The 23,205-nt window shown below is 66.8% G+C and carries 21 protein-coding genes and 2 riboswitches; of the genes, 5 read left to right on the top strand and 16 right to left on the bottom strand.

Annotation, left to right across the window (positions count from 1 at the left end; all coding sequences use genetic code 11):
- Nucleotides 1–6 precede the first annotated feature (6 nt).
- Nucleotides 7–786 carry an acetoacetate decarboxylase gene (locus WS87_RS28815; RefSeq protein ID WP_082750584.1) on the bottom strand — a complete coding sequence of 260 codons (780 nt, stop codon included), beginning with the start codon at nucleotides 784–786 and terminating at the stop codon, nucleotides 7–9.
- 295 nt (nucleotides 787–1,081) lie between these two features.
- Nucleotides 1,082–2,083, bottom strand: a complete 1,002-nt coding sequence (locus WS87_RS28820; RefSeq protein WP_059817304.1) for a bestrophin family protein — start codon at nucleotides 2,081–2,083, stop codon at nucleotides 1,082–1,084.
- A gap of 229 nt (nucleotides 2,084–2,312) precedes the next feature.
- Between WS87_RS28820 and WS87_RS28825 the strand changes: the two genes are divergently transcribed.
- Entirely contained in the window at nucleotides 2,313–3,521 is a 1,209-nt protein-coding gene (locus WS87_RS28825) for an NAD(P)/FAD-dependent oxidoreductase (RefSeq protein WP_059817391.1), read from the top strand.
- Nucleotides 3,522–3,616: 95 nt separating this feature from the next.
- Here WS87_RS28825 and WS87_RS28830 read toward each other — a convergent pair whose 3' ends face one another.
- Both WS87_RS28830 and pdxR read right to left on the bottom strand, forming a co-directional pair.
- Nucleotides 3,617–4,117: an Ohr family peroxiredoxin gene (locus WS87_RS28830; RefSeq protein ID WP_059817301.1), complete on the bottom strand. Its 501-nt coding sequence runs from the start codon at nucleotides 4,115–4,117 to the stop codon at nucleotides 3,617–3,619.
- A 361-nt stretch (nucleotides 4,118–4,478) separates the two neighbouring features.
- Nucleotides 4,479–5,999, bottom strand: coding sequence for a MocR-like pyridoxine biosynthesis transcription factor PdxR (gene pdxR, locus WS87_RS28835; RefSeq protein ID WP_059817298.1), 1,521 nt, complete (start codon nucleotides 5,997–5,999; stop codon nucleotides 4,479–4,481).
- A gap of 193 nt (nucleotides 6,000–6,192) precedes the next feature.
- Between pdxR and WS87_RS28840 the strand changes: the two genes are divergently transcribed.
- Together WS87_RS28840 and WS87_RS28845 are read left to right on the top strand one after the other, a co-directional pair.
- Nucleotides 6,193–6,936, top strand: a complete 744-nt coding sequence (locus tag WS87_RS28840; protein ID WP_059817296.1) for an SDR family oxidoreductase — start codon at nucleotides 6,193–6,195, stop codon at nucleotides 6,934–6,936.
- Nucleotides 6,937–7,029: 93 nt separating this feature from the next.
- Nucleotides 7,030–8,067 carry a LysR family transcriptional regulator gene (locus tag WS87_RS28845; protein WP_059817294.1) on the top strand — a complete coding sequence of 346 codons (1,038 nt, stop codon included), beginning with the start codon at nucleotides 7,030–7,032 and terminating at the stop codon, nucleotides 8,065–8,067.
- Here WS87_RS28845 and WS87_RS28850 read toward each other — a convergent pair.
- From WS87_RS28850 to WS87_RS28905, 12 genes are all read right to left on the bottom strand, one after another.
- Nucleotides 8,021–8,947 carry a LysR substrate-binding domain-containing protein gene (locus WS87_RS28850; protein WP_059817388.1) on the bottom strand — a complete coding sequence of 309 codons (927 nt, stop codon included), beginning with the start codon at nucleotides 8,945–8,947 and terminating at the stop codon, nucleotides 8,021–8,023. The genes WS87_RS28845 and WS87_RS28850 overlap by 47 nt on opposite strands.
- 40 nt (nucleotides 8,948–8,987) lie before the next feature.
- Nucleotides 8,988–9,713: an amino acid ABC transporter ATP-binding protein gene (locus WS87_RS28855; protein WP_059817293.1), complete on the bottom strand. Its 726-nt coding sequence runs from the start codon at nucleotides 9,711–9,713 to the stop codon at nucleotides 8,988–8,990.
- Between the two features lie 40 nt (nucleotides 9,714–9,753).
- The gene (locus tag WS87_RS28860) at nucleotides 9,754–10,410 is read right to left on the bottom strand and encodes an amino acid ABC transporter permease (protein ID WP_059817292.1); all 657 of its coding nucleotides are present in this window, start codon (nucleotides 10,408–10,410) and stop codon (nucleotides 9,754–9,756) included.
- Entirely contained in the window at nucleotides 10,407–11,171 is a 765-nt protein-coding gene (locus WS87_RS28865) for an amino acid ABC transporter permease (protein ID WP_059817291.1), read from the bottom strand. The genes WS87_RS28860 and WS87_RS28865 overlap by 4 nt, the downstream gene beginning before the upstream one ends.
- A 43-nt stretch (nucleotides 11,172–11,214) precedes the next feature.
- On the bottom strand, nucleotides 11,215–12,033 hold the full coding sequence (locus WS87_RS28870) for a transporter substrate-binding domain-containing protein (protein WP_059817289.1): 819 nt from the start codon (nucleotides 12,031–12,033) through the stop codon (nucleotides 11,215–11,217).
- A gap of 40 nt (nucleotides 12,034–12,073) precedes the next feature.
- Nucleotides 12,074–13,147 (bottom strand): ABC transporter ATP-binding protein, encoded by a 1,074-nt coding sequence (locus WS87_RS28875; protein ID WP_059817287.1) that lies wholly within the window; start codon nucleotides 13,145–13,147, stop codon nucleotides 12,074–12,076.
- Between the two features lie 40 nt (nucleotides 13,148–13,187).
- A complete protein-coding gene (locus WS87_RS28880) occupies nucleotides 13,188–14,030 on the bottom strand; it encodes an ABC transporter permease (RefSeq protein ID WP_059817285.1) in 843 nt (280 codons plus the stop codon).
- Nucleotides 14,027–14,953, bottom strand: a complete 927-nt coding sequence (locus WS87_RS28885; protein WP_059817283.1) for an ABC transporter permease — start codon at nucleotides 14,951–14,953, stop codon at nucleotides 14,027–14,029. The genes WS87_RS28880 and WS87_RS28885 overlap by 4 nt, the downstream gene beginning before the upstream one ends.
- Nucleotides 14,954–14,957: 4 nt before the next feature.
- Nucleotides 14,958–16,055 (bottom strand): ABC transporter substrate-binding protein, encoded by a 1,098-nt coding sequence (locus tag WS87_RS28890; protein ID WP_059817280.1) that lies wholly within the window; start codon nucleotides 16,053–16,055, stop codon nucleotides 14,958–14,960.
- A 149-nt stretch (nucleotides 16,056–16,204) separates the two neighbouring features.
- Nucleotides 16,205–17,677, bottom strand: a complete 1,473-nt coding sequence (locus WS87_RS28895) for an aldehyde dehydrogenase family protein (RefSeq protein ID WP_059817278.1) — start codon at nucleotides 17,675–17,677, stop codon at nucleotides 16,205–16,207.
- Nucleotides 17,674–19,368, bottom strand: a complete 1,695-nt coding sequence (locus WS87_RS28900; RefSeq protein ID WP_082750583.1) for a 5-guanidino-2-oxopentanoate decarboxylase — start codon at nucleotides 19,366–19,368, stop codon at nucleotides 17,674–17,676. Before WS87_RS28900 ends, WS87_RS28895 begins: the two co-directional genes overlap by 4 nt.
- 458 nt (nucleotides 19,369–19,826) lie before the next feature.
- Entirely contained in the window at nucleotides 19,827–20,858 is a 1,032-nt protein-coding gene (locus tag WS87_RS28905; protein ID WP_059817276.1) for an ABC transporter substrate-binding protein, read from the bottom strand.
- Nucleotides 20,859–20,994: 136 nt separating this feature from the next.
- Nucleotides 20,995–21,116: riboswitch (guanidine-I (ykkC/yxkD leader) on the bottom strand.
- Between the two features lie 432 nt (nucleotides 21,117–21,548).
- Nucleotides 21,549–21,682: riboswitch (guanidine-I (ykkC/yxkD leader) on the top strand.
- Nucleotides 21,683–21,739: 57 nt separating this feature from the next.
- On the opposite strand from WS87_RS28905, the gene WS87_RS28915 reads away from it, so the two are divergent.
- Both WS87_RS28915 and WS87_RS28920 read left to right on the top strand, forming a co-directional pair.
- Nucleotides 21,740–22,501 (top strand): urea amidolyase associated protein UAAP1, encoded by a 762-nt coding sequence (locus WS87_RS28915; protein WP_059701048.1) that lies wholly within the window; start codon nucleotides 21,740–21,742, stop codon nucleotides 22,499–22,501.
- 10 nt (nucleotides 22,502–22,511) lie between these two features.
- A complete protein-coding gene (locus WS87_RS28920) occupies nucleotides 22,512–23,168 on the top strand; it encodes an urea amidolyase associated protein UAAP2 (protein ID WP_059817273.1) in 657 nt (218 codons plus the stop codon).
- Nucleotides 23,169–23,205: the final 37 nt, after the last annotated feature.

A 23,205-nucleotide genomic window follows, 5' to 3' on the forward strand; every position in this document is an offset into this window, starting at 1 on the left:
TGATGTTTACTGGTTGACCGCGAGCTTCAGCGACGCGGCGGGGGCGAGGTAGTCGTGGGCCACTTCGCCGATATCGAGCGTGAGATGCGCGATGACGTGGCGCGCGCCGATCACCCTGCGCACCGGCAGGTCGGCAACCGACGCGAGCGCATGCGGATGCAGTTCGAGCGCGGCGGGCCCCTCCCATGCGCCGATTACGTCGACATCGCGCAGGAAGAAGCGCACCAGCTCGCAGATGCGCGCGGAGCCGTCGACGTGTGGAATGACCTTGAGCAGATAGTTGGGCGTGTCGGCGAGCTTGCGGCGCTCGGCGTCCGTGTCGAGCGCGCGGTACTTGTAACCCATCGTTCCTGTGGCGATGCGCTGCGTGCCGTAGTCGAGCGTGCCGAGCAGCGTGTCCTTGCCGTCGACGTAGAGCCGCGGCGACGCCAGTTTCTTGGGAAATCCCCAGATTTCCCGTCCGGCGGCGATCGGGCCTTCGTCGTCGAGGTACATCGCATGCGTGAAATTGACGCGCGCGCCGTCCCCGTCCAGAACGGAGATCACCTGACCGCTTTCGGTGTAGTCACCGAATCCCGACGAATCAGGCATCCGAATGAACTCGTAGTGGACGACGGGCTGGTCGACCGTCAGCGGTTCCGGGACGATGGCCCGGAGGGCGTCCATGTCCGTCTCGTACGAGATGATGAAGTACTCACGATTGACGAAGCGGAAGGGCGGACGCGGGTAAGCCGGGTTGTGCACGGGCATCGCGAACGCGTTGCTGCGAATATCTTCTTCTGTCACGGATCGTTCCTCGGTTGGTGAGGCGCCGGGTCATGCCAAGGCATCCGCCCTGGCTGCCGCGGCCAATGACGCACGACGACGCAACGCGGCGCAGACGGCCGCGCGGGTCGCACGTTGCTCTTGCGGTGTCGTGCCCGTTTCCCGGAAGGGAGCGGACATGCATGCACGGCCACCGTCAGCGCCAAGCGTAGGTGATGTGCTCGTGCGGCAGTAGCGTCGCGAAGGACCTCATCATGTTGTCTCGGCGACAACAATCGACGAACGGAGGGTGGCGCGACAAGAGGCGCCTGACGCGTTACAGCGCGATGATCGTGCGGCTCGACGGATCGCGCGCGTGTTCTCCGAGCATCGCTTTCAGATCGCGTTCGATCGTGCTGCACAGCGTTGAAATGGGCACGTCGTTGGCGCCGCCTTCGAACGGGTTCTCGGTGCTTTCGCCAACCTGCTCGAGCGAGGTGTACATCCAGGAAACGGCGACGCTGCACGGCACGACCAGCCAGACCATGTTGCCGTGCATGAAACCGCTCACGCTGTCGTTCAACCGGTTGAATTCGTTCAGAAGGCCGAACGGAAGTGACAGGCAGAAGAACCGGACGAACAGGGCGCTGACGGTCGCGTACTGACGCGGGTAGGGAAAGTTCTTGAAGCGTTCCGATCTTGCCTGAAGATCGATGAAGTCGCCGACGGTCTTCTGAAGCTCCATGTAGAAGTTCGAATTCAGATAGCCGGCCATGTGAAGCGTCCTGAGTGAAGTGCCCTGCAGGCTCAGCACGAACGTCGCGATGCAAGGCGACGAGAGCGCCTGCTCCGTTTCGGTCGAGGAGAGGTACTTCGGCAACAATTCCCTGATGTCCTTTTCCCACTCCGGAACGCGATAGAACCGGCGGTACTCCGCGTTGTAGCGTTTGCTCGTGCTTTCCCAAACGCGCGGGCGACGCAGGTCATAGCGCAGCGCGGTCAGCCACGCCAGGTGGCGATCGACGAGTTTTCGGGCGACCTCGTCATCGGTGACGAAGTCGCGAGCGAGTTGGCCCCAGCGACGGCTCTTGCTCAGGATATCGGTCCAGATTTCGAGCGCGTCCATCGCGCGGTTGTAGGTTTGAACGTTCTTGAAGCCGACGATGAACGAGGTCGCGGTTCCGAGCAGAACCACGATCGTCAGGGGGATCGACAGCCACGTAACGGAGAAGAACTTGTACAGGACAACCGGAACGGCACCGAAAATGAGCAGCTCGTAAATTTTCCAGCGCGTCCAGATCAGAAACTCCGACAGTTTGTACGATTTCCCCATGTGCATTTTATTTGCCTCATCGTTGATTCAGGTGGGTGACGAAGACGGCGTTCAAGTCGCGTGCGATCGTTCGTCGACATCATGCCTGCGATCGATTCGTGCGGCGCGTGATGGATTGGTGCCGAAGCGGCAACATCGTGAGCACGACTGCGGATCTACTGCGCAATGCCGTGTCGACCTAGGATGATTTCGCGTGGCGAGTGGCCGCCATCGACATCAACCGAGGGCAATGATCATGTCGCAGAAGATCCTGATAGTGGGTGCCGGTTTCGCCGGCGTGTGGGGCGCGCTGGGTGCGGCGCGCGTGCTGGATGGTGCCGGCGTGACGAGCGGCGACGTCGAGATCACGTTGATCTCCCCGAAACCGGAACTACAGATACGGCCGCGGCTGTACGAAAGCGAGCCGCAGCGGATGGCCGCGCCGCTGTTGCCGCTGCTCGATGCGGTCGGCGTGGGGTTTCTCGAAGGCAGCGTCGAGGAGATTTCCGTCCGCGAGAAGACGGTCAGTGTCGCGTGCGGCAACGGCCAGCGACGTCTGCTCGCGTATGACAGGCTGTTGTTGACGAGCGGCAGCAGGTTGAGCAAACCGCCGGTGCCGGGGCTCGCGGAACACGCGTTCTCGGTCGATCGCATCGAGGACGCCGTCGCGCTCGACGAACACTTCGCGGCGCTCGCGAAACTGCCGGAATCGCCGGCACGCAATACGGTCGCGGTGGTCGGCTGCGGTTTCACGGGTATCGAGGTCGCCACCGAGTTGCCCAAGCGCTTGCGCGAGTGGTTCGGCCCGCAGACGACGGGGCGTGTCGTCGTGATCGGCGCGCAGGACGACATCGGTCCCGATCTCGGCCCCAAACCTCGGCCGTATGTCGCCGAAGCCTTCGCGTCGCTGGGCGTCGAGGCCGTGCTCGGATCGCGCGTCGTGTCGGTCGCGGCCGACGGCGTTCGTACCGCGTCGGGCACGCACATCGAGGCCATGACCGTAATCTGGGCGGGCGGAATGCAGGCGAGCCCGCTGACGTCGCAGGTCTCCTCGCATCTGGACCCGCTCGGGCGCGTCGAAGTCGCACCGGATCTTCGCGTGGCGGAAGCGCCGCACGTATTCGTCGCGGGAGACGTGGCGCGCGCGCGCAGCGACGATGAAGGGCACTATGCGCTGATGTCGTGCCAGCACGCGATCGTGATGGGGCAATTCGGCGGGCACAACGTCGCGGCGGATCTGATCGGCGTGCCGACGCTGGAATATCGGCAGCCGTTCTATGCGACATGCGTCGACCTGGGCGACTGGGGTGCCGTGTACTCGGAAGGCTGGGATCGGCAGATCAAACTGACGCGTGCCGAAGGAAAGGCGCGCAAGCAGATGATCAACACGCAATGGATCTATCCGCCGGCACCGAATCGGGCCGAGGCGCTGGCGGCCGGTAACCCGCAGGCATCGCTCGATTGACCGGTTGCCCCCGCGCGTATCGCGAGATGCGCGGCGGGGGCGGCGCGCCGTTGCGGCAACGGACGACGCGCTGCCTCGGCACGACGAGCGCCAGGTCAGTCGACGACGGTCACGATATTGACGGTGCCTTGCCGGGCCATCTTCGCGTACGGGCACAAGCGTTCCGCGGTTCGAACCATTTCTTCCGCGAGGTTTCGATCGACGCCCGGCATCCGCACCCGAACGTCGACGAGCAACGCATAGCCGCCATCCATGGGATCGCGGCCGAACGAGACCTGCACCTCCACGGTGGTGTCGGGCATTTCCATATCGGCGCGTTTCTCGAGCAGATTGAGCGCGCCGTGGAAGCACGCGGCGAAGCCTGCCGCGAACAACTGCTCCGGATTGGTCCCGTTGCCTGGCCCGCCAAACTCGGTGGGCAGGCGCAAGTCGACGGCGAGATTGCCGTCGTCCGAGCGAACCACGCCGGATGCGCGGCCATGGCCCGTCTCGCCGCCGGACACGGTGACGGTCGTGGTGTAAAGCGGTTGAAAATCCCGGCCTCGGTACCTGTCGAGGAGGGAAAGCGGCGGGGCTTGCAGCTTGTTGTCATCCATGATGCATGCTCGAATTCAGCGGCACGCTCCGACCTCGGTCGTTCGATCGTCGAAACGTCTTGCAAAGGGGCTGGACTGCCCGGGCAAGTAGCGTCTTCAAGGAATGACGGACGGGGCGATTGTCCGAGGAATGCGGCAATCTTCCGGTGCGGCCCGATTCCCGGTTCGTCTACGGGAGAAAAACGCTTCCATGCTAGCGGCGCGCACAGGATGGCGGTATGGCCGTTACGGGCGATTGTATGTTTCCCGTTGGACACCAATCCGGAACGTGCCGTGAATTTCAACGAGGCGCCCGGCGGCAGCGGTTGCCGGCACGCATGGCCGCACGCGATTGGTGCACGCGATTGGTGCACGCCGCGCGTCAGCGGCCCAGGCACGCGCGCAGCGTTTGGGCGTGACGTTGTGCTTCGTCCGCGTCGGCGATGTTCGCGAACCCGATGATCAGGCCGCGTGGCGTTTGCTGCGTGTGGCTGTTCGTGTACCAGATCGACAGCGGCAGGACCGCGAGCCCGGCTTCGCGGGCGCGCGCGGCGACGGCGACGTCGTCGACCGGCCCGTCGGGCCCCGCCGTGAACCGCACCGCGAACTGGATGCCGCCAGGCGGCAACTCGACGATCAGCCGCTCGCCGAATGCCTGCCGTAATGCGTGCACGATCAGCGTGCGGCGCTCGCCGTACAGCGTGCGCATGCGCTTCAGGTGCCGGGCGAAGTGACCCTGTTCGATGAAATCGGCCAGGGCCGCTTGCAGGAGCGCCGGCGAGCCGGCGTTCATGCTGCAGGCCACGCGTTCGACGCGCTCCACCGCACGCTCCGGCACGACCGCGTACGCGAGCCGCAAGCCGGGATACATCGCCTTGCTGAAGGTACTGCAATAGATCACGTGATCGCGCCGGTCGAGACTCTTCAGGGCCTGAAGCGGGCGGCCCAGATAGCGGAACTCGCTGTCGTAGTCGTCCTCGACGATCCAACCCGACGTCTTTTCGGCCCAGTCCAGCAGAGCAATGCGGCGGGACAGCGACAGCGTATGCCCGAGCGGGCTCTGATGCGACGGCGTCACGAGCGCGAAGCGCGCGTGCGCGTCCAGTTGCAGGCCGCGCTCGACGTCGATTCCCTCGGCATCCACCGGCACCGGAACGAGTTGCACGCCGGTCTCGGACAGGAAACTGCGTGCGAGCAGATAGCCGGGGTCCTCGAACCAGACGCGGTCGTTCGGGCGCGCGAGGCTGCGCAGCACGAGTTCCAGCGTGGCGCGGTAGCCGCTGGTGATGAACACCTGTTCGGGCACGCAGGTGACGCCGCGTGACAGCCCCAGATAGGTGGCGATGTGTTCGCGCAGCGGCCGGTAACCGGCCGGATTCGGGTAGCCCAGCAGCGCGCGATCGCCGCTGCGCGCGCGCAGCGACACGAGGCGGTGCCAGACCTTGCGCGGGAAGGCGTCGAGGGCAGGGACCCCGGGCTGCAACGGGCGCGGCTCGCCGCTCATCGCGACGGCGATCGGTTGCGCGCGCCGCGGCGGCGGGCTGTCGCGCGACGCGCCCGGCGCCTGAAGCACGCCGGCGCTGTCGATGGGCGCTGCCGATTCGTCGTCACGCGCGGGCGTCGCCCGCGGCAGCGATTTCGGCAGGGACGGCGAGACGAACGTGCCTGCCGCGCCGCGCATTTGCAGATATCCCTCGTCGACCAGGATCGTGTAGGCCTGTTCGACGGTGCCGCGCGCCGTGTTCAATTGCGTCGCCAGACCGCGCAGCGCCGGTACGCGATCGCCCGGACGCAAGTGGCCCGCGGCGATCGCGGTTCTGAACCGCTCGCAGATCTGCAGATAGATCGGCAACTGATGCTGCCGGTCGATTTCGATGGTCAGCGTGGACGGTTGCGTAGACATGACGGCCTCGTGGGTGACGGAACAGGCACGGCATGGACCAGTCCGATCGACGATTCTTGGCACTGCTGGATAGGACATGATTCTTCCACAATTGCGGCACGCGATGCGACGGTCATCACCGCCTTTGCCGGATCCGGCACGCGTCATGTCCCTCTCGCATTCACATGAAATCCATTCGTCAGGAGATTTTGCGATGAAGATCGTTGTCATCGGCGGTTCGGGCCTGATCGGCTCGCGTGTCGTCGCGCTGCTCGAGGAAGCAGGTCATCAGGCGCTCGCCGCGTCGCCGCGCACCGGCGTCAATACCGTCACGGGCGAGGGCCTGAGCGACGCATTGACGGACGCGGACGTCGTCGTGGACGTGGCGAACGCGCCATCATGGGAACCGCAGGCGGTCCTGGACTTCTTCCGCACGTCGGCACGCAATCTCGGCAAGGCCGAAGTGGCCGCGGGCGTGCGCCATCACGTCGCGCTGTCGATCGTCGGCTGCGACCGGATGCCGGAGAACGGCTATTTCGCGGCCAAGGTGGCGCAGGAGCAGGCGATCGAGGCGGCGGGCGTGCCGTACACGATCGTGCGCGCGACGCAATTCATGGAATTCATCGGCGGCATCGCGGATTTCGGCACGGTAGACGGCACCGTGCGCATCGGCGACGGACTGTTTCAGCCGATCGCCGCCGAAGACGTGTCGGCGCTCGTCGCGCAGGCCGCGCTCGCCGGGCCGCAGAACGGCACGATCGAGATCGCGGGCGCGGATCGTGCGCCGTTCGCGGAGATCGTCGCGCGCTACCTGAAGTCGGTCGGCGACGCGCGCACGGTGGTGACCGATCGCGACGCACGCTACTACGGCGGCCGCGTCGAGGAAACGTCGCTGGTGCCGCTCGGGGCCGCGCGGCTCGGCCGCATCGGTCTCGACCAGTGGCTGGCAAGACGCTGATTCACGTTCGCATGTATGCGGTACGCCGGCGCAGGCCGGCGCATGCCGGCGACGAGTCGATCCGTTTGAGCAGCACGTCTGGGGGCAGCGGAAATGAATCATTCGGAACCATCGGAACACGGCGCGCGGCGCGACCTGGCCAGTCGCGCTGATGCCTTGTCGGCGAGCTTCGGTGCGAGCTATGCAGGCATCCTTGCATTCGTCGCCGTGGCGAGCGAGGGGAGTTTCACCAAGGCCGCGGAACTGCTCGGCGTCGGGCGGCCGGCCGTGAGCCGGAACGTCCAGAAGCTGGAGGCGCAGTTGAGCACGCGGCTGTTCCAGCGGACCACGCGCACGACCGAGCTGACGTGCGAGGGCCGGCGCTTCTTCGAGAATTGCCATCAGGGCGTGGCACAGATCGTCGAAGCCATGAACGACATGCTGGAATTGCGGCAGGGGCCGCCGCGCGGCCTCATCCGCATCAGCTCGGCAGTGGGATTCGGCAGGAAAATCGTGGCGCCGCTGCTGGAAAAGTTCGCGCACGCCTATCCGGACATCGTCATCGATCTGCTGCTCGACGACCGGCCCGTCGATCTGGTGTCCGAGCGGATCGACGTGTCGTTCCGGAACGGACGCATCGAGGACTCCAGCATCATCGCCCGGCAGCTGATTCCGATGCAGATGGCGCTCTGCGCGGCGCCGTCGTATGTGGCGAAGCACGGCCTTCCGCAGAGCGTCGACGACCTCGACAGGCACGAGTGCATCAATTTCCGGTTTGCGAGCGGACGCCTGTTCGAATGGGAGTTCAACGTGGACGGCCGCGTGCAGAAGTACCTGCCGGCGTCGCGCCTCACCTTCAACGATGCGGATCTGGTGTTGCGTTCGGTGCTGAACGGATCGGGCATCGCGCAGTTGGCGGGCTACCAGATTCGCGACCATCTCGCGTCGAACGAACTCGTCGTCGCGCTGGCGAAGCATGTGCCGGAGGATCGCGGCCACTACATCTGCTATCTGAGCCGGCAGCACCTTCCGACGCGCATCCGGATCTTCGTCGACTTCATGACCGAGCAGATTCGCGCGCTCGATCTGAACTGCATGACGCGGTTCAATCCGGAAGTGCCGCTGTTGGCGTCGGCGGGGCTGGCGGCTTGACGCAACGCCACGCGCGTTCGTCGGCGATCCAGTCGCCGAACAGCTGGATCTTCTGTTGTTGCTCGGTCCCGCCCGGATATACGAAGTAATAGCCCATCCCCGTCGGCAACGAGATGTCGAACGGCATCACGAGCCGGTGCGCCACTACGCTCTCGTCCACCAGCGTCCTGTCGCCGATCGCGATGCCGTAACCGTCGATCGCCGCGTGCGTCGCGAGATCCAGCGTCTCGAAGCTCAACCCGCGAGTCGAGTCGACGCGCGGCGCGCCCGCATGGTCGAGCCACCGCTTCCAGTCGCGGTGATCGCGAGTCGGATGCAGCAGCGTATGACGGGCCAGGTCGTCGAGGCTCGCGATCGGCTGCCGGTCCAGCAGGCTCGGGGCACAGACCGGCGTGAGACGCTCCTCGAACAACGGGATCGCGTGCATGTCGGGACCGGCGCCGGCGGCGTAGATCACCGCGGCGTCGAACGGTTCCATGCGGAAATCGACGTGATGCTCCCAGGTGGTCGTGATCTGCACCTGGAGTTCGGGATGCTCGGCCTGGAACCGCATGATGCGCGGCAGCATCCACTGCATCATGCAGGTCGGCACCTTCAGCGCGAGTTCGGTGCGCCTGCGTGAAAGGCGCATCGATACCTCCTCGATGCGCGCGAAGCTCTCGCGCACCGTCGGCAACAGGAGCTCGCCCTCGGCCGTCAGTGTCAGCCCCTTGGGCGTGCGTTTGAACAGCGGAAACTGATAGAAGCTTTCGAGCGCGAGGATTTGCCGGCTTACGGCGCCCTGGGTCAGGCACAGGTGCCCGGCGGCGCGCGTGAAGCTGCCGTGACGGGCGACGACGTCGAAGACCTGCAGCGCATTGAGGGAAGGCAGTCGTTTCATCGGGAGAATCGGCATGGAGCGGGCGGCGACGCGGTATTGCTCAGTGCAGGATCTTCGCGAGGAAGTCCTTCGCGCGATCCGACTTCGGATTCGAGAAGAAATCGTCCTTGCGGTCGTCCTCGACGATCGCGCCCTTGTCCATGAAGATCACGCGATGGGCGACCTTCTTCGCGAAGCCCATTTCGTGCGTCACGACCATCATCGTCATTCCTTCCTGCGCGAGCTCGACCATCACGTCGAGCACCTCGTTGATCATTTCCGGATCGAGCGCGGAGGTCGGTTCGTCGAACAGCATCGCGATCGGGTCCATCGACAGCGCGCGCGCGATCGCGACCCGCTGCTGCTGGCCGCCCGACAGCTGGCCCGGAAACTTGTGCGCATGCGCCTTCAGGCCGACGCGATCGAGCAGTTTCATGCCCTTCTCGGTCGCTTCGTCCTTGCCGCGGCCGAGCACCTTGATCTGCGCGAGCGTCAGGTTTTCGGTGATCGACAGATGCGGAAACAGCTCGAAATGCTGGAACACCATCCCGACCTTCGAGCGCAGCTTCGACAGGTTCGTCTTCCTGTCGCCGACCGACTGCCCGTTCACGAGGATCTCGCCCTGCTGGAACGGCTCGAGGCCGTTCACGGTCTTGATCAGCGTCGACTTGCCCGAGCCCGACGGGCCGCACACTACGACCACCTCGCCTTTCTTCACCTCGGTCGTGCAATCGGCGAGGACTTGAAACTGGCCGTACCATTTCGAAACGTTGCTGATGGAAATCATGAAAGTACCTGCATCGAATTGAGGCGCGCACGGCGCCGGTTCAGCGCGCCTTCGCGATGCGATGGCGCTGCTCGAGCGCGCGGGCATACCACGTCAGCGGGAAGCACATCGCGAAGTAGAGCAGCGCGACCATCGCGTAGATCGGAAACGGCTTGAATACCGCGTTGGTGATGATGTTGCCGGTCTTGGTCAGTTCGGTCAGCCCGATGATCGACGTGAGCGCGGTGCTCTTCACCGCCTGCACGAGGAAACCGACGGTCGGCGCAAGCGCGATCTTCCACGCCTGCGGCCACACCACGTAGCGCAGCCGCTGCACCCATGTCATGCCGAGGCTCGCCGCCGCGTGCCACTGGCCGTGCGGCACCGCGTCGACGCAGCCGCGCCAGATATCGGCCAGATAAGCGCTTGCGTTCAGCGTCAGCACGACCGATGCCGCAACCCAGGGCGTCACGTCGATACCGACGAGCGGCAATCCGAAGAAGCCCAGGAACAGTTGCATCAGCAACGGCGTGCCCTGAAACAGCTCGACGTACAGGATCACGAAGCGTCGCAGCGCCGGCACGGGCGAGATGCGCATCGCCAGCAGCGCGAACCCGGCGATGCTGCCGCCGCCGAACGTAATCAGCGACAGCAACACGGTCCAGCGCGCGGCGAGCAGCAGGTTCCATGCAATGTCCTGGAAAGTGAATTCGATCATCGCGCACGTTCCGTCGGCAGGTGGGTGTCAGGGGAGCGGGCGCGCCACGCGAGGCGGGCAACCCGGGTGCGTCGCGGCGCGGCGGCCGCGCCGTGCTGCGCGCGGCCGGAGAACAGCCGTCGGCCGACGCGATTGAGCAGCATGCGCAGCGCGATCGACAGCAGCAGATAGATCGCGGTCACGACGATGTAGATCTCGAACGCGCGGAAATTGCGCGACTGGATGAAGTTGGCCGCGTAGGTCAGGTCGGGTACCGAGATCTGCGACACGACCGCCGAGCCGAGCATCACGATCAGTACCTGCCCGAGCAGCGCGGGGTAGACGTTCGCGAGCGCCTGCGGCAGCACGACGTGGCCGAACACCTGCCGGCCGTGCAGCCCGAGCGCACGCGCGGCCTGCACTTGCCCGTTCGGCACCGATTCGATCCCGGCGCGCAGGATCTCGACCGCATAGGCGCCGAGGTTGATCGTCATGGCGAGCACGGCCGCCTGCGCTTCGTCGATGTGTACGCCGATCCCGGGCAGCCCGAAGAAGATGAAGAACAACTGGACCAGGAACGGCGTATTGCGGATCAGCTCGACGTAGGACGCGACGAGCGCGCGCGCCCAGCGCGGGCCGGCGAGCGCGGCCCACGCGCCGGCGGTGCCGATCAGGCCGCCCAGCACGGTCGCGGCCGTGGTCAGGCCAAGCGTCACGCCGATGCCGCGCGCGAGCATGTCGGCGTAGAGGCCGAAATCGCTGAAGTCGAACACGTAAGTCATCGCGATGCCTTTGGTCGGGAATGCGGGGCGGAGGCGGTGCGCATCACAGATCGGTCGGCAGTGCCGCGTGCAGCCACTTCTGCGACAAGGTGTTCAGCGTGCCGTTCTTCTTCGCGCCGGCGATCGCGTCGTTGACCTTCTGCATCAGGCGCGGTTCGTTCTTGTTCAGGCCGACGTGGTCAGGTGAGCTGAACAGCGAGAACTTCTGTTCGGGATCGATCGGCGGATGGCGCGCGATGATCGTCGCGCCGACGTCGTTGCCGACCACCAGCAGTTGCGCCTGTCCCGACAGGAACGCCGCGATCGCGCCGTTCGGATCGTCGAAGCGCTTGATCGTCGCGCTGGGCGGCGCGACCTTGCTGACGCTCAGGTCCTCGAGCGTGCCGCGCGCGACCGCGACCGATTTGCCGGCGAGATCGGCGTTGCCCTTCACGGCAAGCGACTTCGGGCCGAACACCGCGAGGTAGTACGGCGCATACGCGTTCGAGAAGTCGATGACCTTCGCGCGCTCCGGCGTCTGTCCGACCGACAGCAGCATGTCGGTCTTGCGGTCGGCGAGATACGCCATGCGGTTGTCGCCGGTGACCTGCACGAGTTCGACCTTCGCGTTGAGCGCCCGGCCGATCAGGTTCGCCATGTCGATGTCATAGCCTTGCGGCTTCATGTCGGGCCCGATCGAACCGAACGGCGGGTAGTCCTCGAACACGCCGATGCGGACGACGCCCGATTTCGCGATCGTGTCGAGCGCGTCGGCGTGCGCGAGCGGCGCGATGGCGGCCACGCCGGTGGCGCAGGCGCAGAGGAGGGCGGTACGGGCGAGCAGGCGTCGCACGAGGCGGTTGGCTTGGGTCGATGCGTTCATGGTGAGATCCTTGTTGCTGCGCTGGGGAAGAAACGGAAAGTCAGGCGCCGCGAGCGGCGATCAGCTTGCATGCGTGCGCGGGCAGTTCGGCGGCGACCGGCATGCCGACGTGCAGGTCGGGCGTCTCGCGCGGCGTGGTCGCGGCCGTCAGCGTGAAGCCGCGGCAGTCGATCGTCGCTTCGATCGACGCGCCGACGTCGCGTACGAACGTGATCGTGCCGGCCAGCGTGTTCGGACTGCGCGGCGCTGTCGAGTCCGGGCGCACGCAGACGTCCTCGGGACGAATCAGCAGGCGCACGGCGTCGGTCGCGCGTGGCGGGTTCGGCGCGCGCTCGATCGCGAGCCGCTGCCCGCCCGGCAGGACGATCGCGTCGTCGCCGTCGCGCGCGACCGGCAGGATGTTGCCGAGGCCGATGAAGTCGGCGACGAATTCGTTGATCGGGTCGCGATAGATATCGAGCGGCCGGCCGACCTGCTGGATCCGGCCTTTCTCCATCACGACGATCTCGTCGGCCATCGTCATCGCTTCGCGCTGGTCGTGCGTGACCATGATCGTCGTGATACCGAGCCGTTGCTGGAGCAGCCGGATCTCGACCTGCATCGCCTCGCGCAGCTTCGCGTCGAGTGCCGACAACGGCTCGTCGAGCAGCAGCAGGCGCGGCGACGATGCGATCGCGCGTGCAATCGCGACGCGCTGGCGCTGCCCGCCCGACAGCTGCGTGACGAGCCGGTCGGCCATGTGTGGAAGCTGGATCAGCTCCAGCAGCTCGGCGACGCGTTGCGCCTGCGCGACCCTGGCAGTCTTGCGCAGCCGCAGCGGGTACGCGATGTTCTGCGCGACCGTCATGTGCGGAAACAGCGCGAGCGACTGGAACACCATTCCGAAATCGCGCCGGTTGGCGGGCACGTGCGTGAGGTCGCGGCCGGCGAACGTCAGGGTGCCGGAGGTCGGCGTTTCGAGGCCGGCGATGATCCGCATCAGCGTGGTCTTGCCGCAGCCGGACGGGCCGAGAAAACAGACGAGCTTGCCGTCGGGCACCGACAGGTCGACGTGATCGACCGCATACGCTTGCTGAAAGCGCTTGGTCACGTTCTGGAGGATGAGCTGGGTCATGTGGGTTCCTTGCACGGGCGAGGGCGGGGCCGTGCGCGCATTAGAGCGCGACGCCCTTGTCGCCGACGAGTTTTTCGAGCATCCAGATCAGCGCGAAGTCGATCGCGACCGTGAACACGGCGAAGCAGAACACGGTCGGGTCGAGCGACGACACGGTGCGGCTGTAGAGCCAGACCGGCAGCGTCATCGTGTCGATGCTGTACAGGAAGAACGTCACCGTGAATTCGTTGAACGACACGATGAACGCGAACAGCATCCCCGCGAGAATGCCGGGCCGCATCAGCGGCAGCACGACGTCGACGAGCGCGCGACGCGGGCTCGCGCCCATCACGCAAGCGGCTTCCTCGAAGTCGGGGCCGATCGACGCAACCGAGGCGGCGCAGTTCTTCACGGTGAACGGCAGCGTCAGGATCACGTGCGCGACCACGAGCCGCACGATGCCGAGCTCGACCGGCAGCGCGTTGAACACGATCAGCAATGCGAGCCCGAGCATCACGAGCGGATAGACGATCGGCAACGCGACGAGCTGCTCGACGAACGTCTTGCCGCGGAAGCGGCAGCGCGACAGCGCGTACGCCGCGGGTACCGACACGGCGGTCGCGATCAGCATCGTCGCGACCGCGACGACGAGGCTCGTCGTCAACGCGGTGCCCATCGACTGCGCGCTGCCCGCATCGGACGACACGAACGTCTGCCATGCGGCGCGATACCAGTGCAGGCTGACATCGCGCGGCGGGAATTCGAGCGTGCCCGATGCGCCGAACGACATCGTGATCATCGTCAGGATGGGCATCGCGGCGAGAAACAACACGAGCGTCGCGAGTGCACCGGTTGCGCGTTCGAGGCGGCCGGGCATGGGCGCGCGCAAGAGCAGGGTATTCATCGGTTGACCTCGCCGGCATGTTGCAGGTTGCGCACGAGGCGCTGGGAAACCGCCATCACGACGAGCGTCGCGGCCATCAGCACGACGCCCGATGCCGACGCGGCGGGCCAGTTGAGCAACGGTGCGACCTGGTCGTGTACGAGCACCGCGAGCATCGGCACGCGTCGACCGCCGAGCAGCAGTGGCACCGCGAATGCGCTGGCGTTGTACGCGAACACGAGCAGCGCGCCGGAGACGAGGCCGGGCATCGCGAGCGGCAACGTCACGTGCCGCAGCGTCTGCCAGCGGCTTGCGCCGAGCGTCGCAGCGGCTTCGTCGTACGCGCGTGACACCGCGCGCAGCGCGCTCGACAGCGGCAGCACCGCGAGCGGGAACGCGGTCTGGATCAGCCCAAGCAGCACGCCGTGCTCGCGGTACAGCAGTTGGAGCGGCCGATCGAGCACGCCGGCGGCCAGCAGCGCGCGATTGATCAAGCCGGCCGGACCGAGCATCACGAGCCAGCCGTAGCCTTGCAGCAGCAGGTTCACGAGCAGCGGCAGCAAGACGCCGGCGAGCATCAGCCGGCGCGCGAGCCGCGATTCGGTGCGCGCCATCGCGAGCGCGACCGGGATCGCGAGCAGCACCGCGCACACCATGCTCTGGAATGCGAGGCGCAGCGTGAGCCACAGCGAAGTCGCGAAGTACGGGTCCGCGAGGTCGATGTAGTTCTGCAGCGTGAAGGTCCGCCATTCGTCGCCGGACACGCCGACGCTCATTCGAAACACCGTGAGCGTCGCGGCGCCGAGCACCGCGAGGAACGCGAGGATCGGCGCGAGCAGCAGCCAGGGCGGCACGCCGGGCAGCGCATGGCCGGCGTTCGACCCGGCATCGGCCGGTGCGGCGCCGGCCGGCGCCGTATCGCGGGGGGAGGACAGGGAGGCCATGTCGTTACGCCGAGAAGAGGCCCGTGTAGCGCTTGATCCATGCCGGCTGGACGATCGCGAGCGCCTTGTCGTCGTGCAGCACGGCTTTCTCAGCGATCTGCTGCGGCGACGGCACGAACGCACGGCTCTCCGCGGGAATCACGGCCTTGCCGTTCACCGGGCCATTCAGCACGTCGGCCGCCATCCGGCCTTGCACGCCCGCGTCGAGCGAATGGTTGATGAACGCGTGGATCAGGTCGAGGTCGCCCGGGTGCGCCTTCGGGATCACGGTGAACATCAGTTGCGTCGCAAAGCCTTCCTTCATCCCGTACGTCACGCCCATCTTGTAGTCGGGCTTGCGGATCTGGTCCGGGAAGAACGCAGGCGAATAGATGCCGCCGATGTCGAGCGAGCCGGTGCGGAACAGGTCGGCGACCTGGTTCGGGTTTTCACCGAGGGTCATCACGCGATCCTTGAGCTGCGCGAGCTTCCTGAACCCCGGATCGATGTTCTGCTGCGAACCGCCCGCCAGCTTCGCGGCGATGATCGCGAGGTCGACTGCTTCGGCCCACTCCGGCGGCGGCAGGAACAGGCGGCCCGCATACTTCGGATCCCACAACGCCTCGTAGCTCGACGGCGCGCTCTTCACGGTCGCCGTGTTGTAGATCAATCCGTCCGACCACAGCAGGTAGCCGATGCCGAAGCCGTTCGCGCCCGTGCGGTATTGCGGCGCGACGTCCTTCAGGTTCGGCAGCCGGTTCAGGTCCGGCTTCGCGAGCAGGCCCGCGTCGGCGAGGCCGGCCGCGCCGACGCCCGCGAGCGTGATGACGTCGTAGGTCGGCCGCTCGCCCGCGGCCTTGACCTTCGCGACCATGCCCGACGTGCCGTCCGCACGATCCGCGATCACGCGTGCGCCCGTCTGCTTGCTGAAGCTTTCCGCGATGTTGCGCAGCGCGGCCGCGCCGGTATCGTCAGACCAGGTGAGCAGGCGCAGCGTCTTGCCGGCGAAACGGTTCGACTGTGCCTTCGCAGTACTGATGAATGGCATCGGAATGGCGGATGCGGCGAGTGCCGTGCCGAGGGTTTTGATCACCTGCCTTCTGCCCGCCTTGAAGTGTTGCATGGCCGTCTCCTGATGAACGATGCCGTGTGGTTCGATGCCGGTCGCCTAACTGCGGCGCGGGGTGTGGATGAACTGTAGGGAGGTCAAATTTCCGCAACAAACGAAATATCCGCATGCGCGGCATGACATAAACGCATGGGCCGGCGGCCTCAGCCAGCCGGCGTCATGACCTGCTTGATCTCCTGGAAGGCGGCCAGCCCGAACGGGCCGAGCTCGCGCCCGAGGCTGCTGCGCTTGTAGCCGCCCCATGAGGTTTGCGGATAGATCAGTTGCGGCGTGTTGATCCAGACGACGCCCGCCTCGAGCGCGTTGGCGACCCGCCTGCCGCGCGCCGCGTCGCGCGTGACGACGGTGGCGACGAGCCCGTATTCGGTATCGTTCGCGGCCGCGATCGCGTCGTCCTCGGTGTCGAACGCGCGGACGCACAGCACCGGTCCGAAAATCTCGTCGCGCCATAGCGCGCAGTCGCCCGGCACGTCGGCGAACAGCGCGGGCCGGATGAAGTAGCCGGGGCCGGCGAGCGCGTCGCCGCCCGCAACGAGCCGCGCGCCGTCTGCCTGGCCCTGTGCGATGTGGCGCTTCACGCGTTCGTATTGCGCGCGGCTGGTGAGCGGGCCCATCTGTACGCCGGGCGCGAACGGGGGGCCGACGACGGTCGTATCGATCCGTCGCGCGAGGCGTGCGATCAGGTCGTCGGCGAGCGGCGCGGCAACGAGCACGCGCGAGGTCGCCGAACACATCTGCCCGGCGTTGAACAGGCCGCCGCCCGCGATCAGTTCGACAGCGTGATCGAGATCGGCATCGTCGAATACGACGATCGACGACTTGCCGCCGAGTTCGAGACCGACGCCCTTGATCGTGTCCGCGGCTGTCTTCATGACCTGTGCGCCGACCGCCGTGCTGCCGGTAAACGACACTTTCGCGACGAGCGGATGCGCGCACAGCGGGGCGCCGACGTCGGGGCCGGTACCCGTCACGACGTTCAGCACGCCGGGCGGCAGGCCCGCTTCGGCAATGATCGCGGCGAGTTCGAGCTCGGGCAGCGGCGTGATCTCGGACGGCTTCAGCACGACTGTGCAGCCGGCGGCGAGCGCGGGCGCGAGCTTCCACGCGGTCGTCACCATCGGGAAATTCCACGGCACGATCAGCGCGGCGACGCCGGCCGGTTCGCGCCGGATCCATGCACGATGGTCTCCGCCCGGCAGCGCGATCTCGGTTTCGCCGTCGGTGTCGAGGGCGTCCGCAAGGCCCGCGTAGTAGTCGAAGGTGGCGATCACGTCCGCGACGTCGATCTCGGCTTCAGCGAACGGCTTGCCGTTGTTGATCGACTGCAGCGTCGCGAGGCGCATGCGGCGTGCGTCGACGCCGCGCGCGATCGCGCGGAGCAGGGCCGCGCGCGCGGCGCCAGTCGTGCGTTTCCAGCCGGGAAACGCGCGCGATGCGGCCTGTACGGCACGCTCGACGTCGGCCTCGCCTCCTGCGCTGACGTCGGCGATGACCGCTTCCGTCGACGGGTCGACGACGGGCAGCGTCGCGCCGCTGAAGCTCGTGCGCCACGTACCGTCGATGAAGTGGCGCGTATGCAGCGGCGGATTGAACGCGAGATCCGGTGGCGTGCTCATCGCTGCACCTGATCGAACCAGGTTGCCTCGTCGATTTCGATCACGGTCGGAATCGTGCGTGCCGTCGCGTCGCGCAGCGCTTCGGCCAACGCGCCCGGTGTCGCGGCCGTGAGCGCCGCGCAGCCGAAGCCGCGTGCAAGTGCCTGGAAATCGGGCGTATACGGATCGACGCCCACTGGCGTGATGTCGCGCGCGACCATGTATTTGCGGATCTCGCCGTAGCCGCGGTTGTTCCAGACGATCACGATCACCGGCACACGGGCCTCGACCGCGCTCGCGAGTTCCGGCAGCGTGAACTGCAGGCCACCGTCGCCGATCAGGCACACAACCGGCCGCGCGGGCGCGGCGAGCTTCGCGCCGATCGCGGCGGGCAGCCCGTAGCCGAGCGTGCCGTAGCCGGTCGACGAGTTGAACCAGCTGCGAGGCGCCGGCGCATCGTGCGTGAAATTGCCGACATAGACGGGGCTCGTCGAATCGCCGGCGATGATCGCGCCTGGCAGCGCCGTGACGATGGTGTCGATCAGCAGCGCCTGGGCACGCGCGGCGTCGTCATGGCCGGACGCGATCGCCGCGCGCACGGCGGCCACCCGCGACGCGCCCCAGCCGGGCTCGGGTGCCGGCGCCGGCCGTTCGTGCAGGCGGGTCGACAGCGCGCCGAGCGCAAGCCGCGCATCGCAGGCGATGGCGATTTCCGCGCGCGCATTGCGCATCAACTGTTGCGCGTCGATGTCGATGCGGATCAGCCGGCCATCGATCGCGAAGCCGCCGTCGAACGTGACGTCGTAATCGGTTTCGCCGAGTTCGGTGCCGACGGCGAGCACCACGTCGGCGTCGCCGATCGCCGCGCGCGTGGCCGGCAGCGACTGCGTGGAGCCGATCAGCAACGGGTGGCCGGCCGGCAGCAGGCCCTTCGCGTTGATCGTCAGCGCGACGGGCGCGTGAAGGCGTTCGGCGAGTTCGCGCAGTTCCGTCGCGGCGTGGATCGCGCCGCCGCCGGCCAGTATCAGCGGCCGGCGAGCGTGCGCGAGCAGGTCGGCGGCTGCGGCAAGCGCGTTGGCGTCCGGTGCCGGGCGCGCGGGCAGCGCGAGCGGAGCGGCGGGCAGCGCGGGCGCCGGCATCACGATCACGTCGAGCGGGATCTCGATATGCACGGGCCGCGGTCGCGCGCTTTCGAAAACCGCGAATGCGCGTGCGAGGACCTGCGGCAGGTCGGCCGCGTCGAGCAGTGTGTGCGAGAACGCGGTGAGCCCCGCGAACACGTCGCGCTGCGACGGCAGCTCGTGCAGGCGGCCGTCGCCGCTGCCGAGCTCGCGCCTCGCGTTGACGCTCGAGATCACCAGCATCGGAATCGAATCCGCGTAGGCCTGTGCCATCGCGGTCGCGATGTTGGTCATCCCCGGCCCGGTGATGATGAAGCAGACCCCCGGCCGGCCCGTGACGCGGGCATAGCCGTCGGCCATGAATCCGGCCCCTTGTTCGTGGCGCGGCGTCACGTGACGGATCGACGAGGCGGCAAGGCCGCGATACAACTCGACGGTATGCACGCCGGGAATGCCGAACACGCATTCGACGCCTTGGCGTTCGAGCAGATCGACGAGCGCTTCGCCGCAGGTGCGGGGGCGGACAGGGAACGGTATCGCCGTGGCCGCGCGGGCCTCGTCGATGCAGGAGACGGGGGCTGGATGGTTCATGGATCGTGACGTGCCGATTGGGAGGGGGAGTGGCCCGTACCGCAAGCAAGGGGCATGAAGCGGATTGTCGGTGTCGATCGGCGCTGCCAACAATCGATAAGTTCTCATGCGGCGCATGAGCGCCGTGCATGGCGGAGAGGTTGCTTGCCGCGGCCACGATCGGCATTGCGACGAACCGGTTCAATGGCACGGTTGCCGTATCGTTTCGTGCCGCGTGAGGGCGGAAGGTACATCGCAGGGGCGTCGACGTCGTCTCCGAGGACGTGCGCTCCAAGTGTCGGGACTAAATTCCGCTACCGCTTTTTTGTGTCGTTCGCTTCAGTACGCGGACCCGATGCGATGCCAGGCCCGCGTACTGCCGATTCGATCGGTCAAGCGTTTGCGCGGAGGTCCGTGGCGAACCTAACCGGACCAGCCACCCGCATGCCCGGCCCGACCTGCGAGCGAGCCCGCGACGGTCAATGCAGCTCGCTGACGCGCGGATCGATATATGCGTCAACGTCCTGCGACTGTTTGTACACGGCATTTCGCACGTTGAACGCGTTCGCGTTGCGGGTCGATCCGTAGATCGAGTCGAGCCCGTCGCCCTTGCGGAACGCTTGCTTCGCGGCCGCCGCGTCGAGCAGGTGGGTGCCTTTCAGCAGCGGGAGATATTGCGCGGGCGTGAGGCCCACGCGCGCCGACATGATCTTCACCGCATCGGCCTGCGTCTTCGGGTCGTTGATGTACGCGACGCAGCGATACCAGACCTTGACCACCTTAGCCCAGTCGGCCCGACGCGCGGCGAGGCTCGCCGGCGCGACCGTGATCGCATCGTAGATCAGCCCCGGCGCATCCGCCGACGTGAAGATCGCCCGCGCGCCAGGCGCGCGTTTCAACGCCTCGCCCGCATTCGGCTGCCATGCGGCCACCGCGGCGATGTCGTTCGACGAACCGAGCACCTGAGGCAGTTCGTTCGTCTTCGCATTCACGAGCGTGACGTCGCCGTCCTTGAGCCCGTGCTTCTGGAGCGCGGTTTCGAGCAGCAGGTGATCGACCAGGCCGAGCTCGACGCCGACCTTCTTGCCTTTCAGGCCTTCGACGGTGCGCAGCGGCGGCTTCGCGACGATCATGTCGTTGCCGGCCGAATAGTCGGTCAGCAGGATCATGACGTTCTTCGCGCCGGCCGCGCCGGTGACGAGTGCATCGCCGTTGGTCGCCGCGACCGCGTCGAGCTTGCCGGCGGAAAACGCGTCGAGTGATGCCGAATAATCGAACCATTCGAAGTCGACGTCGACGCCGGCTTCCTTGAACCAGCCCTTGTCGAGCGCGACCTGGAACGCGACCCAGCCCGGCCAGTCGCTGTAGCCGATTTTCAGCGGCGCCGCCGCGTGCACGGCGGGCGCCGCCAGCAGCGCGGCGGCCGTGACGGCGGCGCTCAACGCGTGACGGATGGAACGGAAGGAACGGCGGGACGGCAGGCGGCGGAACGCCAGGGCGGGACGGGTCATCGTAGTTCTCCAGGAGACCGGGATCGGGATCGTCGATTCGGACCGTGTCTGTGCGCGGTCCGGCCGCGTGACCGGTTCCTGCGGATGCGGAACGAAAAGCGGCCACGGAGAGGCGCGACGGCCGTTGCCATCGCCAATCTCCCGGGCTTTTGTCCCGCCGTGTAGCGCGCATGCATCCGGTCTCGCGATCGGACGCACCCGCGCCGGGCTGCTCTCGGACCAGACGTTCGATGAACCGGAACCCTAGCACCCCTAAGATGCGACGCCGCCGCACCTCTCGGCGTCATGCCGAGCGAGAAGCGTGCCAATCACGCGCGGCAACGCGATTCAACGGCGGCGGACGGTACGCTGAAGTTCGATGAAGCGGGCGGAGAACAGCGCGCTCAATGTGCGCCGGAGCAGGTCGAGCTTGTTCATGACGAGTGGGGTATCGAGTGACGATGCATCCATTTAGCAATGCCCATGCCATCGCGGATCGCGCGGTGCACGCGTGCGCGACGCGCACTGCGCCGGTGCGCGATCGCGTGCGCATGGTGCGTCGCACGCCCGCCGCGAGGGCAAGCGGCCGCCGCCGATTCGTGCACGCCGTGCGTCATCGGGCCGTCGCGCCGCGTCGTGCGGTCGTTGCGCGGCGGCTGGCACGCAACTCGCTTTATCGACGCCCGAGAGGTGCGAAGCAATTTGCATCATCTTCAGGATCGCTAGGGTTCCGGTCGTGCGGCGTTCGCGCCACGCGATGACTGGTCCGAGAGCAATCCGGTCTTGCCTTCGCCTCGATTCGAGGAAATGGCGAGGCTCCACGGAGGGATAAAAGCCCGGGAGGTCGCGATGTCGTTCGGTCGCCCTCTCACGCCTTTTGTCCAACCGACCACGGAGCCGCCATGTCGCCGAGCCCCCAAGCCGTCCCCGTCCTTGTTCCACCGCCGCACGTCGCGTGGGAAACGCTGATCCCCGCAGGAACCCACTGGTCCGGCATCCTGCGCCGCGGCCTCGCGCTGCGCATCGTCGATGTCGACGGCGGCGCGAACCTGTCCGCCGTCTTTCATCGCCAGGAAGATCCGCTCGAACGCTACAACATGGCCGACACGCTGAAGGCGCAGCACACCGCGCACCTCACGCGCGGCCACGCGCTGTATACGGACATGGGGCGCGTGATCGCATCGATCACGGCCGACACGCTCGGCTGGCACGACCCGCTCGGCGGCGTCGGCGATGCGCGGTTGTTCGCGCACAAGTACGGCACGACCTCGTACCAGGCCGATCGCAACGCGATGATCCGCAACGGCCGCGACAGCCTCGTGCTCGAGCTCGCGAAATACGGCCTGTCGGCGCGCGATCTCGCCGCGAACGTCAACTTCTTCAGCCGGCTCGACACGCGCGACGACGGCACGCTCGATTTCGTCGCCGGCCATTCGCCGGCCGGCAGCGCGCTCGACCTGCGCTTCGAGATGAACACGCTCGCGGCGTTCTCGACCGCGCCGCATCCGCTCGATCCGCGTGCGGACTATGCGCCGAAGCCCGTGAAGCTGATCGCGTACCGCGCGTATCCGGCGGACGGCGCCGCGCCCGAGGACGACCCGTGCCGCCGCGCCTGCGCGGAGAACCTGCGCGGCTTCGCCAACACCGACCGCCTGTTCGCGTAAGGAGCCCGTCATGCCGATCATCGAAAGCCGTCTCGACCCGCGCGACGCGATTCACGACACCACGCTGAAAGCGGGCGAACCGTGGCTGCACGACCTGAAACGCGGACAGGTGTTCCGCATCCTCGACCTGGAAGGCAACCAGGCGGTCGACACGTTGTTCTACCGGTCCGACGACATCGAGGAGCGCTACAGCGCGCAGGACACGATCCGCGCGCAGCGCAACCTGTACCTGAGCGCGGGCAGCGTGCTGCTGTCCAGCCGGGGCAACCCGATGGTGACGATCGTCGCCGACACCTGCGGCCGCCACGACACGCTCGGCGGCGCATGCGCGGCCGAAAGCAACACCGTGCGCTATGCGCTCGACAAGCGTTACATGCACAACTGCCGCGACAGCTTCCTCAACGCGATCGCGCACTGCTCGTGCGGCGCGGGCACGCGGCTCGGCAAGCGCGACCTCGTCGGCAACGTCAACTTCTTCATGAACGTGCCCGTCACGCCGCTCGGCGGGCTCACCTTCGAGGACGGCATTTCCGCGCCCGGCAAGTACGTGGAGATGCGCGCGGAGATGGACGTCACCGTGCTGATCTCGAACTGCCCGCAACTCAACAACCCGTGCAACGGCTACAACCCGACGCCCGTGCGCCTCACGATCTGGGAGGCTGAATGAACCACGCTCACGCTCACGATCGTTCGCGGGAGGCAAC

This window comes from Burkholderia sp. MSMB0856, assembly GCF_001524645.2.
In the GTDB taxonomy this organism is placed as follows: Bacteria; Pseudomonadota; Gammaproteobacteria; order Burkholderiales; family Burkholderiaceae; genus Burkholderia; species Burkholderia diffusa.